General features: G+C 64.1%; 6 protein-coding genes. 3 read left to right on the plus strand and 3 right to left on the minus strand.

What is annotated here, in order from left to right:
* Positions 1-22: 22 nt before the first annotated feature.
* Genes C9990_RS09545 through C9990_RS09555 form a run of 3 tightly spaced genes read left to right on the plus strand, consistent with a single transcriptional unit; the run spans position 23 to position 7,789 of the window.
* Positions 23-3,052, plus strand: a complete 3,030-nt coding sequence (locus C9990_RS09545) for a porin (protein WP_106803109.1) — start codon at positions 23-25, stop codon at positions 3,050-3,052.
* 10 nt (positions 3,053-3,062) lie between these two features.
* Positions 3,063-5,960 (plus strand): filamentous hemagglutinin N-terminal domain-containing protein, encoded by a 2,898-nt coding sequence (locus C9990_RS09550; RefSeq protein WP_106803110.1) that lies wholly within the window; start codon positions 3,063-3,065, stop codon positions 5,958-5,960.
* A complete protein-coding gene (locus C9990_RS09555; RefSeq protein ID WP_106803111.1) occupies positions 5,957-7,789 on the plus strand; it encodes a peptide transporter in 1,833 nt (610 codons plus the stop codon). Before C9990_RS09550 ends, C9990_RS09555 begins: the two co-directional genes overlap by 4 nt.
* 939 nt (positions 7,790-8,728) lie before the next feature.
* Here the strand turns inward: C9990_RS09555 and C9990_RS09560 are convergent.
* The 3 genes from C9990_RS09560 to C9990_RS09570 form a co-directional block, all read right to left on the minus strand.
* On the minus strand, positions 8,729-11,140 hold the full coding sequence (locus C9990_RS09560) for a TonB-dependent siderophore receptor (RefSeq protein WP_106803112.1): 2,412 nt from the start codon (positions 11,138-11,140) through the stop codon (positions 8,729-8,731).
* 75 nt (positions 11,141-11,215) lie between these two features.
* Positions 11,216-12,166, minus strand: a complete 951-nt coding sequence (locus tag C9990_RS09565; protein WP_106803113.1) for a FecR family protein — start codon at positions 12,164-12,166, stop codon at positions 11,216-11,218.
* Positions 12,163-12,684 (minus strand): sigma-70 family RNA polymerase sigma factor, encoded by a 522-nt coding sequence (locus tag C9990_RS09570; RefSeq protein ID WP_106803114.1) that lies wholly within the window; start codon positions 12,682-12,684, stop codon positions 12,163-12,165. The genes C9990_RS09565 and C9990_RS09570 overlap by 4 nt, the downstream gene beginning before the upstream one ends.
* Positions 12,685-12,788: the final 104 nt, after the last annotated feature.

A 12,788-nucleotide genomic window follows, 5' to 3' on the forward strand; every position in this document is an offset into this window, starting at 1 on the left:
ATAAAAACAATAAGAGCATTGTATGAGCCAACCTCTCCCGTATACCCGGGCGCCCCGCGCCTGGGGGCCTGGCGCGTTGTCGCTGCTGGCCGCTGCCCTGATCGCCGCCCATGCCCAGGCCGATACGCTGCCATCGTCCGGCACCCTGTTCGATAACAGCCGCTCGGTGCTGCGTCCCACGGACAACGTCCAGCCGGCAGCGCCCGGCAGTGTGCGCATCGAAAGCCAGCGTGATGAGCCGGCGCCCACAGCCAGCGCCTCGACCTTGCAGCTGCAGGTCAAGCGCTTCGTGGTGAACGGCAATCGCGAACTCAGCGCTGCCCAGTTGCAGGCCGTGCTGCAACCCTATGTGGGCAAGACCCTCGGCCTCGACGGCCTGCGCGAAGCCGCGGCGCAAGTCACCGCGCTGTACCGGGCGCGGGGTTACCTGGTGGCGCGGGCGTATCTGCCGGCCCAGGACATCCAGGACGGCCAGGTCATCGTGGGCGTTTCCGAAGGAGTGATCGGCCAGGTCAGCACCTTGCCGGACGCAAATGTGCGCCTGCGCCCCGGTGTGCAGCAGCAGTTCGTCAACGCATTGCCGACCGGCACGATCATCCGCGAGCAGGACCTGGAGCGCGTGCTGCTGCGCCTGTCCGACATCACCGGAGTGTCGGTGCACGCCATCCTGCGCCCCTCGCAACAGCCGGGCGCGGCCGACATCGTGCTCAAGCTCAGCGAAATGACCGCCTGGACCGCCCGCGCCGCCATCGACAACTACGGCAACTACTACACCGGCACCAACCGCCTCACCTCGAGCGTCAGCCTCAACGATGCACTGGGGATTGGCGACAGTTTTACCGTCACCTCGCAGAACTCCTTCGAAGGCCTGGACATCAAGGGCGTCGGCTACCAGCAGCCGCTCGGTGCCACCGGGATTTCGGTGGGCGCCAACTACGCCGAGCTGGAATACAGCATCGGCAAGAACCTCAAGGGCCTGGACGCGGACGGCACCGCCGAGGTGTCCTCGGTGTTTATCAACAGCGCGCTGCTGCGCTCGCGCGACAGCAACATCAGCTTCAACGTGGCCGAGGATCACCGGCGTTTCGAAGACTCGGCCGGCGGTTTTACCGTGAACAAATCCGCGGTGTTTCGCAGTGCCACGCTGTACGGCAACTGGCGCGATGACTGGCAGGGCAACAATGCCTGGAGCCTGGCGTATGGCATTGGCGACCTGGATAAAAACACCCCTGCCGACGCCGCGCTGGATGCGCTCACCGCCAATGCCGCTGGGCGCTACAAGAAGGCCAATGCGAATTTCAGCCGCCTGCAGTACCTGGGCAACGGCTACTCGCTGTTCGGTTCGTTGACCGGCCAGTGGGCCGACAAGAACCTCGATTCTTCGGAAAAACTCAGCCTCGGTGGCCCCAACGGCGTGCGCGCGTATCCGGTCGGAGAAGTGGCTGGCGACGAAGGGCTGCTGGGCCGCCTGGAGCTGCGCAAGTACCTGGGGCGTGTGTCCGGGGCGATTGCCGAGGGCACGCTGTTTGCCGATGCAGGCAAGGTCACGGTCAACAAGAACCCGTGGGACAACAGCGAAAATACCCTCACGCGCTACGGCTATGGCGTGGGCCTGAACCTCTATCACCGCGACCTGGTGATGAACGCCAGCCTGGCGTTTTCGCCGGGTGAAGACCCCACCAGCGACGACCGCGCGGCCAAGCGCCTGTGGTTCTCGATCTCCGGTTCGCCGCAGGCGTTTGCCGGCTTGGCCAGCGACATCGGCTCCAAGGGCGAAGACTTCGAGGTGGCCGAGACCGACACGGTGTTCTACGGCAGCATCGGCATCGTCCCCGAATACGTCGACCGGCGTGGCGCGACCTCGGCCGGGCCGAACGACCAAAGCCGCCTGGCCACGCCCAACGGGCGCAACATGGCGAGCTTCTGGCGCGCCCGCGACAACGTGTCGGCCATCGGTGTGCACGGCGGCTACGGCCTGAGTGAAGACTGGAAGCTGCTGTGGCAACTCGAATACGGCATCTCGATGAACTACACCGAGAGCAACGATGATTCGGTGGTGAAATCCGCGTCGCCCAGCACCAAGTTGCGCAACACCGGCGCGGCCTTCAATAACGGCGACTACGGCACCTTGCTCTACGGCGTGTGGGACATGCCGATGAAAGAAGCCACCACCAGCCTCGACCCGTTCAACGGCAAGACCAGCGCCGCGTACTTCAACATCATCGGCTCGCCGGGCTTCAGCGCCGGCTTGTCCACCAACGTCAACGGCCCGCAAAGCTACAACGACACCTCGGTGAATGGCGACGCTGCGTTCAACCGGCGCCAGGCCGGCGTGGTGCAGTACTGGACACCGGAGTGGAACGGCCTGCAGCTCAAGCTGGCCTACTCGAACAACGGCATGAGCGCCGCCAGCGACGTCGACAAGGGCTACATCTACGGCAGCAGCCTGGTCTGGAACTACCGGGGCTTCACCGCCGTGGTGGCGGCCGAACGGCACATCAACTACTTCGGCATCACCAACCTGAGCCGCAACGCGCGGGGCGTGGGCAGCAGCACGCATGTCACCGACGGTACCTCCTCGGATGACTTCAGCTTCCGCTACGGCCTGGCCTATACCTTCGGCAACACCACGGTGTCGGCGATTGCCGATGACCTGTCGTACTCCGAAGACGGCGTGATCAATAACAGCACCACCTCCAGCGACCTCTCCGAGTACCGCCGTCGTGCCTACCTGCTCGGCGTGTCGCACAAGATCGGCGCCTGGCGCCTGAAGGCCAGCTACGGCAAGGCGCTGGCCGGCAAATGCGAAATGATCCGCGCCACCGCCGTCGACTGTGACACCCATGGCATGGGCGCCACCCAGTACGCCATCGGCGCCAACTACAAGCTGACCAAGAACATCGATGTGTTCAGCCAGTACGTGCTGCTGAAAAACAACTCCCTGGCGAACTACAACTTCGCCCTGACCGGGGTCTACGCGGCCAGCGGTTACTCGCCGGGCGCGGGCACCACCATCAGCGCCATCGGCACTGGCATCAACTATTCGTTCTGAGGAGCAGGCCATGAGCAAACAACACCGTCACACCGCACTGCCTGTACTCAAGCCCCTGAGTTTTGCCGTGCTCTGCGCCTTGTACGGCCTGGTGCCGATGCCTGCGCTGGCCCTGGACAACAATGCCTTGCCCACCAACGGCCAGGTGGTCGCAGGCAGCGGCACCATCACCAGCAACGGCAATGTCCTCACGGTGAACCAGGGCAGCGACCGCCTGATCGCCACGTGGGACACGTTCAATATCGGCAAGAACGCCCAGGTCAATTTCCTCCAGCCTGGCGCGTCGTCAGTGGCGCTCAACCGGGTGACCGGCAGCGACGGCTCGCAGATCCTCGGCCACCTGAATGCCAACGGCCAGGTGTTCTTGATCAACCCCCAGGGCGTGCTGTTTGGCGCCGGCTCCATGGTGGATGTCGGTGGGCTGGTCGCCAGTTCGCTGAATATTTCCAACAGCGATTTCATGGCCGGCAAGCACGTGTTTGCCGGCCAGGGCAGCGGTGCGGTAATCAACCAGGGCACTATCCGCGCGCGGGACGGCGGCAGTGTGGCGCTGCTCGGCAGCCAGGTGCGCAACGAAGGCACGGTGGTTGCGCGGCTGGGCTCGGTGGTACTCGGTGGCGGTGAAAAAATCACCCTGGATTTCACCGGCGACGGCTTGATTAATGTCGAGGTCAACGACCCGGCCATCGGCGCCAGCGTGATCAATCGCGGTCTGCTCAGCGCCAACGGCGGTGCGGTGACCATGACCGCCCGCGACTCCCAGGCCATGCTCAGCAATGTGGTGAACAACCAGGGCGTGATCGAGGCGCGCAGCCTGCAACAGCGCAACGGCAGGATCATCCTCGATGGCGGCGACAGTGGCGTGGTGGTCAACGGCGGCGTGCTCGATGTCTCGGGCAAGCAGCTGGGTGAGCGCGGCGGCAACGTGACCATGACCGGGCAGTATGTCGGCCTGTTCGACAGCGGCCGCATCGATGCCGACGGCGACCTCGGCGGCGGCACGGTGTTGATGGGCGGTGATTACCAGGGCAGCGGCAACCTGCACCAGGCCGACAGCACCTTCATGGGCAGTGACGCGCGCATCAGTGCGAATGCCTTGAGCAGCGGCGACGGTGGCAAAGTCATCCTGTGGTCCAAGGACAACACTCAATTTTACGGCGACATCAGCGTGCGCGGTGCCGGCCGCCAGGGCCGTGGCGGGCTGGTGGAAACTTCCGGGCACGCGCTGGACATCGCCGGCATCGTCGACCTGAGTGCGGTGTCGGGGCAGGGCGGTACGTGGCTGATCGATCCGTTCAACATCAACATCACCAGCGGTGCCAGCAGCGGCACGTCGACCAGCTCTCCGTTCACGCCGAATGCCGGCGCCAGTTCCAACCTGAGTTCGGCGACGCTCAATGCGTCGTTGTCCGAGGGCGCGAATATCCTGGTGACCACCTCATCGGGCGCCGGCACCTCGGGGGACATCAACGTGCTGTCCAACGTCAAGGGCGTGGGCAACGCGACGCTGACCCTGCAGGCCCACCGCAATATCGTGATGACCAACACCAGCATCAGCAATGGCACCGGCAAGACCCTGAATGTGTCGCTGGTGTCCAACTTCAACAACAGCGGCAACGGCTCGGTGGCCTTGAGCAACGCGAGCATCAGCACCAACGGCGGCAACCTCACCATCAGTGGCGCGTTCGACCCGGCGACGTCCTGGGCCAGTACCAACGTCAGCAATGGCGTGGGTATTTCCTTGACCAACGGCACGCGCATCAGCACCAGCGGCGGCGACATCACCTTGCGCGGCGCCACCTCGTCGAGCCTGGCCGCAGGCTCCACGGCGACCGCGATCAATATCAGCCGCAGCACCCTGGATGCGGGTGGCGGCAATATCAGTATCACTGCGCTGCAGGCCAGCACCACCGGCACCGGCGATGCCTTCGTGCTCACTGGCGGCAGCACACTCCAGACCTCGGGTGTCGGCAATATCAACATCGACAGCAGCAACCTCGGCAGCGGCAATGGCACGCGCATCTTCAGCACCAGCAACACCATCGCCACCACCGGCAGCGGCAACCTCACCTTGCGCGGCAGCGCCGTATCGGGCAGCGGCGTGCTGGTGTGCTCGACGGCGACAACGTCAACGCAAACCCTCAGCGTCGGCAGCGGCACCTTGACGGTGCAGGGCGCGGCGGATTCGGGCCGAGGTGTGTTCCTCGCGGCTTCGACCACCGGCGTGGTGACGCTGAACGCGGGCGCGGGTGGCGATATCTTCATCGAGGGCCGCAGTGCCGGTGACTCCGGCACGGTGGTCAACTCCACCGGAACCGGCTCGGTGATCAACCTGATCACCCAGGACGGCGACCTGACCTTGAGCGGCACCTCGGGGCCGGCCTCCAGCGCACCGGGCCTGAGCATTCGCAGCGGCGCCTCGGGTGCGGGCAATGGGGTCAATGTGCTTTCCAGCAGCGGCGATATTCGCCTGCAAGGCACCGCACAAGGGGCGGGGCCGGGGCTGTCGTTCAACGCCACCAACGCGCGCGGCTTCAACAACGTGATGACCGGCGGCAGCGGCAACCTTACCGTCACCGCGCGCAGTGCCAGTGGCGCCGCCTTGAGCTTCGACAACGGCACCAACACCCTGCAAGTGGTGGACGGCACCCTGCGCCTGGACCTCGATACGCCGTCAGGCAACTACCTCAACCAAGGCAACGGCACCGCGTCGATCACCGCCACCGGCAACGGCGCGGTGCTGATCAGTCGCGGCGGCTTGATCCACAACAACCTGCTGGAGACCCGTACCGAACCGACGCGCCAATACCATCAGAGCCAGATGGTCGGCGGCGCCTGGAGCCAGCCTCTCACTGCTCGCAGCCGGGACGCCGATGAGGTGCAGATCGAAGTGGAGCGACCGCTATGACCGAGCCGCTGTTCTCCCTGGAGGGCTTCGAATACCTGTGCTACACCCGCGACCATGAAGGCGGCGCGCGTGAACTGGTGCGTTTGCTGCAACTGATCGACCGCAACTACGGCAAATTCTCCGAGCAGTTTTCCCTCAGTGTGTCGCCGGCAATCAGTCCTGGCGAGCTGGAAAGTCACGTGCTGACGCGCATTACCTGCGCGATCACCGCACTGTTTTCCGACCCCGGTTTCAGCCTCAGCCCGGGGGGCTTTGGCCAGTTGATCAACCTGCAGCGCTGGCTGTCCTCGCTGTTTGCCGCGAGTGCCTTTATCAATGCGGATCACATCCTGCGCGCGCTGAACCTGCTGGGGCCCGACGATGGTGACTACCGCCTGGCCGAGCAGGACCTGGTGAAGTTCTGCCTGTTGTATTCGCCGGAATCCCAGTTGCCGCTGGACGTGGACCTGCTGTGGGCGCAGAACCCGACGCTGGCGGCGGCGCTGTGCATGGCGCTGCTGTCGCCGCGCTTTCTCGGCACCCCGGCCGCGCACTCCAAGCGCGAGGCCTTGCTGGCCTGGCTGCCGGGGCGCCTGGAGCAACTGGATAGCCTGGACACGCTGCCGCTCAACGTACTGCACGACGTGTACATGCACTGCAGCTACGCCGACTTGCCCGAGCGCCATCGCATCAAGGCCTCGATCAATACGCTGATCGAACGCAAGCTCGCCAGCGTGGGCATCACCAGCGTGCCCCCGGCTGCCGCGCCGGTGCGTGACAAACCGCTGATGCTGGTGCTGCTCGAATGGTTCTCCGGCGGGCATTCGATCTACCGCACGCACTCGCTGACGTTGCAGGCGGCGCGGCGGGATTTCCACGTGGTGGCGCTGGGGTATGCGGCGAACGTGGATGAACTCGGACGGGCAGTGTTCGATGAGTTTATCGAGCTGTCGGAGCCGGATGACCTGTTTGCCTGCCTGCGGCAGATCTCGGCCATCGCCCGTGCACGCCGGCCCGAGGTGTTCTACATGCCCAGTGTCGGCATGTTCCAGATCACCCTGTTCGCCAGCAACCTGCGCTTCGCGCCGCTGCAGGTGGCCGCCCTCGGGCACCCGGCGACCACGGCGTCGCGGCATATTGACCTGATCAGCGTCGAAGCGGATTTTATCGGCGATCCCGCGTGCTTTACCGAACGCCTGCTGCAACTGCCGGCGAACGGGCAGCCGTATCGGCCCTCGGCAATCCCGGTGCAGTTGCCACGGCTGGCGCGCGAGGATGCGCCGTGGGTCAACGTCGCCATCGCCGCCACCACCATGAAACTCAACCCGACCTTCCTGCGCGCGTGCGAGGCGATTGCCGTGCGCACGTTGCACACCTGCGGCAAGCGCGTGCGTTTTCACTTTCTGGTGGGGCAGGCGCAAGGGCTGCTGTTCCCGCAACTGGTGCGGCTGATCGAGCGGTATGTCGGCGATGCCACGGTGTACCCGCATCAGCCCTATGCCGATTACATGGCCACGTTGAACCGCTGCGACCTGTTCCTCAGCCCGTTTCCGTTCGGCAACACCAACGGCATCATCGACGCGCTGACCGTCGGCCTGCCGGGCGTCTGCAAGACCGGCCCGCAAGTGTTCGAGCATATCGACGAAGGGTTGTTTCGCCGAGTCGGCCTGGCGCCGTGGTGCATTGCACAGACCCATGAAGAGTACATAGCGGCCGCCGTGCGCCTGGCCGGCGACTTCGCCGAGCGCAGCGCGCTGTATCGGCACCTGGACACCAGCGCGCCGCTGGAGATTCTGTTCAAGGGCGAGCCTCATGCGTTGAGTGAGGCGTTGTTGGCAGAGCTGGGCTGAATCGCGGGATGAGGCCGAGCCTATTGTGGCAAGCGGGCTTTTTTGTGGTGAGCGGGCTTGCCCCGCGTTGGGGGGCGAAGCCCCCCTAAAACCTGAGAACCGGATCTACCTGAAAGACCGCAGCGGTCTTATTGGGGCTGCTGCGCAGCCCAACGCGGGGCAAGCCCGCTCACCACAAAAAAACAGGCCTGCTCACTACAAAAAAAGGCCTGCTCACTCGTGGGTCTGCTCACCACAACAATTGCTGCTGCCATAAACAAGCACGCAGGCCGTGGGAAATTTTGTTCGAGGGCGAGCCTTATGCGTTGAGTGAGGGTTTGTTGGCAGAGTAGTTTGAATCGCAGAGGGAAGGGTGAGCCTATTGTGATGAGCACACTTCCTTTGTGGTGAGCGGGCTTGCCCCGCGTTGGGGGGCGAAGCCCCCCTAAAACCTGAGAACCGGATTTACCTGAAAGACCGCAGCGGTCTTATTGGGGCTGCTGCGCAGCCCAACGCGGGGCAAGCCCGCTCACCACAGAAACAGGCCTGCTCACAACAAAAAAGCAAACCTGCTCACCACAAAAAACGGGTCTGCTCACCACAACAATTGCTGCTGCCATAAACAAGCACACAGGCCGTGGGAGATTTTGTTTGAGGGCGAGCCTTATGCGTTGAGTGAGGGTTTGTTGGCAGAGTAGTTTGAATCGCAGAGGGAAGGGTGAGCCTATTGTGATGAGCACACTTCCTTTGTGGTGAGCGGGCTTGCCCCGCGTTGGGGGGCGAAGCCCCCCTAAAACCTGAGTACCTGATTTACCTGAAAGACCGCAGCGGTCTTATTGGGGCTGCTGCACAGCCCAACGCGGGGCAAGCCCGCTCACCACAAAAACGGGCCTGTCCACCACAAAGCAGGCCTGCTCATCACAACCAGTCCGCTTCCCCATTTTGCTCGGCGGCGCGCCGTTACCAGCGATACGTCAGCGAGCTGACCAGCTGGCGCTCGTCGCCGTACCGGCAAATCGCGAACTCGCAGTAGGTGTAGCGTTTGTTGGTGACGTTGTTGGCGTTGAGCGCGACTTCCCAGTGCGGGTCGATTTCGTAGCTGGCGCGGGCGTCGTACAGGGTATAGGCGGGCATGGAGGAAGGCACGCCGGAGGCCTGGGTGGTGCCTTTGTAGCGGGCGCCGCCGCCGATGCGCAGTTGCGGGATTCCCAGCGCCGCCAGGCGATAGTCGGCCCACAGGGCCGCCTGGTGGTAGGGCGTGTCTTCGCTGCGTTGGCCGATTTCGCGGGCGATATCGCTTTTGGTGATGCGCGCGTCGATGTAGGCGTAGGAGGCAATCAGGCTGAGGTCGGGGGTGACCTCGGTCTTGGCTTCCAGTTCGAAACCACGCGAGCGCACTTCGCCGACCTGTACCGAAAAGTTGATATCGGTGCGGTCCTGGCTCAGGACGTTTTTCTGCTCCAGCTGGTACACCGCCGCACTCAGCAGGGTCGCGCTGCCTTCGGGTTGGTAGCGGATACCGATTTCATACTGCTTGCCCTCGGTGGGCACAAAGCTTTCGCCGGCCTTGTTGGTGCCGGCCACCGGGAAGAAGGATTCGCTGTAGCTGATGTAGGGTGCCAGGCCATTGTCGGCCTTGTACACCAGCCCCGCGCGCCAGGTGGTGGCTTCATCGCTCTGGCTGCTCTTGGCCGAATTGCGGAACAGTTCGGTGTCCTGGTCCGCCCAGTCATGACGGCCGCCGAGCAGCAGGATCCAGCGTTCATCGAACTTGATCTGGTCCTGGAAGTAGATGCCCTTTTGCAACGTGTCGATCTGCGAACCACGGTCGGTGGCCGGGTTGCGATTCACCACCACCGGCTGCCCATACTGGTAGGTGGCCAGGTTCAACGGCTGGGCGGCGCCGCGGAAATTGTGCGAGTCGTAGCTGGTGTCGTAGCCATCAAAGCCCAGCAGGAAGGTGTGCTGCCAGTCTCCGAACTGCCACTTGCTCTCGATATTGGTGTCGCTGGCCAGGCCCCGCGAGCGTTCACGGCGGTCGCTGTATTGGCGCTGCAGGATGCCGGTGTTTTGCGCGTTGGTGATGTTCTGGCCGCCGATGTTGACCTGCAGGTAGCGCCACGTCACATCCGACTGGTAGTAGCGCAGCTTGTTGCTGATGCGTGTGTGCTCATCGAAGCGGTGTTCGAACTCATAGCCCAGCGCCGACATCTCGCCGTTCATTTCGTCGTAGTCGGGCTCGCCGATAAAGTCGTGGCGGCCGATCTGGAATTTGCCGCTGCCGACGCCCTTGGTCAGTTGATAGGGCAGCGGCGCGGAGAAGCCGGTCTCGGTCTTCTGGTAGAACGACAGCAGGGTCAGCGAGGTGTCGTCATCCGGCCGCCAGGTCAGGGCCGGGGCGACGTAGACCTTGTCGTTGTTGATGTGGTCGGCGGCGGTGTCGCTCTTGCGGTCGAGCAGGGTCAGGCGGTAACTCAGGGTGTCGCTGTCGCCCAGCGGGCCGGTGAAGTCGGCGGACAGTTGCTTGCGGTTGTTCTGCCCGGCTTGCAGGTTGACCTCGTGGTAGGGCGTCTGGCTGGGACGCTTGCTCACGGTATTGATCAGGCCGCCCGGCGACAATTGCCCATACAGCACCGACGCCGCGCCGCGAATCACCTCGGCGCGTTCCAGGCCATAGGGCTCCTGCACGCCGTCGTAGGAGTTGTTCTGCAAACGCAGCCCGTCGCGCAGGGAACCGCCGGTGGCAGATTCGACGTCGAAACCGCGAATGCGGAAGCGGTCCGAGGTGCGGTTGAAACTGGTCGGCTGGCTGGTGAAACCCGGCGTCAGGTCGAGGGTTTGCGAGAGGGTTTCCGATTGGCGGTCACGGATCTCGTCGCTGGTGACCACCGACAGCGATTGCGGGGTTTCGATGATCGGCGTGTCGGTCTTGGTGGCACTGAGGTTGCGCGTGGCCACGTAACCCTTGACGTGTTCGGTGCTGCTTTCTTCGGTCAGGCCCGTGATTGCAGTGGGGCCCAGCTCCAGCGAACCGCTGGTGTTGGTCGGCACCAGTACGTAGCCATTTGCCCCTTGCACGGCCTGCAAACCGCTGCCGCGCAGCAGTTGGGCGAACCCCTGGGCAATCGCGAAGTCACCGTGCAGACCGGCAGTCGTCAGGCCGGCGACGGTCTGGCTGTCGAACAGCAGCGCCACATGCGCCTGTTGCGCGAACAGGTTGAGCGCCGGGCCGAGGGGGCCGGCAGCGATCGCATACCGCGCCGCCTCTTGTGCCGCCACCGGGCTGCAGAGGCCCAGGCTCAGCGCAGCAAGGCTGGCCAGGTTGATCGCCAGGGCGAGGGGCAACGGAGAACGCTTGAAGTGGCGCGGCATGGAAGAAATTCCTGTTATTGAGGTGCTTTCTTCCTTGACGGGGCAACCCTGAAAAGCGGAACCCGGCACGCGAAACTATTTTTCGTGGCGTTCGATCTGCAGCCACAACGGGCTGAACGCGCGGATGCGCACCGGCAGGCCATCGGCAATCAACTGCAGCGCACGGCGCGGGTTATCCAGCGGCAATACGGCAGACACGCGCAGGTCGGCCAACTGCTGGCGATCAAACTGCACATGGCCGCCGTATTGGCGCGCCAGTTCGTCGAGCACCTCCGGCAGGGGCCGGTCCTGCACCACCAATTGATGGTGTTTCCAGGCATCGTCGGTGGCGCGCGGGTCGATCTTGCCCAGTACCTTCACGGCATCCGGGGTAATGCGCGCCTGTTGGCCGGCGCTGACGTGCACGGCCTGATGCTGGGCGGCGTCGGTGGCCGCGACGGTCGATTCAAGCATGCTCAGCAAGGTGCCCGGCGCCTCGCGCTTGACCGTAAAACGTGTGCCGAGGGCGCGCATCTGGCCGTCGTCGGTCACCACCGTAAAGGGGCGCGTCGCATCGTGGGCGACTTGCACCAGGATTTCGCCGCGCAGCAAACGCACCTGGCGCTGCTGGCCGTTGAAGGTCAGGTCCACGGCGCTGTTGCCGCTCAAGGTCAGTTGCGAGCCATCTACCAGGGCGACCTGCTGCCATTGCGCCGGCGCCGTGCGCTGGTCGGCCAGCCAGTAGCTCGGCGGGTACGCGCGCAACGCCAGGGCCGCCGGCAATGCCACCAGCAACCCCAGCAGCACGCGCCCGGCCGGGTTGCGCCGGCGCACGCGTGCGGCTTCCAGCGCGGCTTGCACCGGGGCCTGTTGCGGGCGCAACGCCTGCAAGCGCCCGACAAACCCTTGCAGGCGCTCGAAAGCCGCCGCGTGGCGTGGATCGGCGGCTTGCCAACGTTCGAACTGCTGCTGCTCGCGCTCGCTGAGGTTGCCCTCATTGAGACGGATCACCCAGTTCGCGGCCTGTTGGTCGAGGTCGGTGCTCATATGTCCAGCGCGTGGTTGCAGTGCATCAGCGCATTCATCAGGTGCTTGCGTACCATGCGTTCGGAAATCCCCAGGCGGCTGGCGATCTCGCTTTGGCGCAGGCCTTCGAGGAAGTACAGCAGGAACGCCTGCCGCGCATTCAGCGCCAGGCCGTCGAGCACAAAGGCGATCTGTTCCAGCGCTTCCAGGGTGACGAGGATCTGTTCCGGCGACTGCTGGCACTGCTCCATTATCTCGATGGTCAGGGCCAGCTCGCGCAGGTAGGCGTCTTCCAGCTGGCGCCGGCGCGCGCGGTCAATGATCAGGTGGCGCGCGGTGGTGGTCAGAAATGCACGCGGTTCGCGCATTGCGCCGAGTGCATCGCGGGACGCGAGGATGCGCAGAAACGTATCGTGGGAAAGATCCGCAGCGTTTTGCGGGCAACCGAGCTTTTTGCGCAGCCAGCCGAACAGCCAGCCATGATGCTCGGCGTAGAGCGCATGGACCGCCTGATTCAAGGGAAGGTTGCTGGCCGACATGGAAAGATACGTCTGCGGATAAGAATTATTCGCAAGATTAGCGGTGTGCCATCAGCGAAAGCAAGCGTGGCCGGTGCCGAACGCTGTATTTATCTTGGCACTGC

The organism is Pseudomonas sp. S5D5 (genome assembly GCF_003013355.1).
Classification (GTDB): domain Bacteria; phylum Pseudomonadota; class Gammaproteobacteria; order Pseudomonadales; family Pseudomonadaceae; genus Aquipseudomonas; species Aquipseudomonas aylmerensis.

What these genes read in the sequence shown, in the direction of transcription:
- C9990_RS09545 (WP_106803109.1), top strand. Translation starts at nt 23, where the DNA reads ATGAGCCAACCTCTCCCGTATACCCGGGCGCCCCGCGCCTGGGGGCCT.
- C9990_RS09550 (WP_106803110.1), top strand. Translation starts at nt 3,063, where the DNA reads ATGAGCAAACAACACCGTCACACCGCACTGCCTGTACTCAAGCCCCTG.
- C9990_RS09555 (WP_106803111.1), top strand. Translation starts at nt 5,957, where the DNA reads ATGACCGAGCCGCTGTTCTCCCTGGAGGGCTTCGAATACCTGTGCTAC.
- C9990_RS09560 (WP_106803112.1), bottom strand. Translation starts at nt 11,140, where the DNA reads ATGCCGCGCCACTTCAAGCGTTCTCCGTTGCCCCTCGCCCTGGCGATC.
- C9990_RS09565 (WP_106803113.1), bottom strand. Translation starts at nt 12,166, where the DNA reads ATGAGCACCGACCTCGACCAACAGGCCGCGAACTGGGTGATCCGTCTC.
- C9990_RS09570 (WP_106803114.1), bottom strand. Translation starts at nt 12,684, where the DNA reads ATGTCGGCCAGCAACCTTCCCTTGAATCAGGCGGTCCATGCGCTCTAC.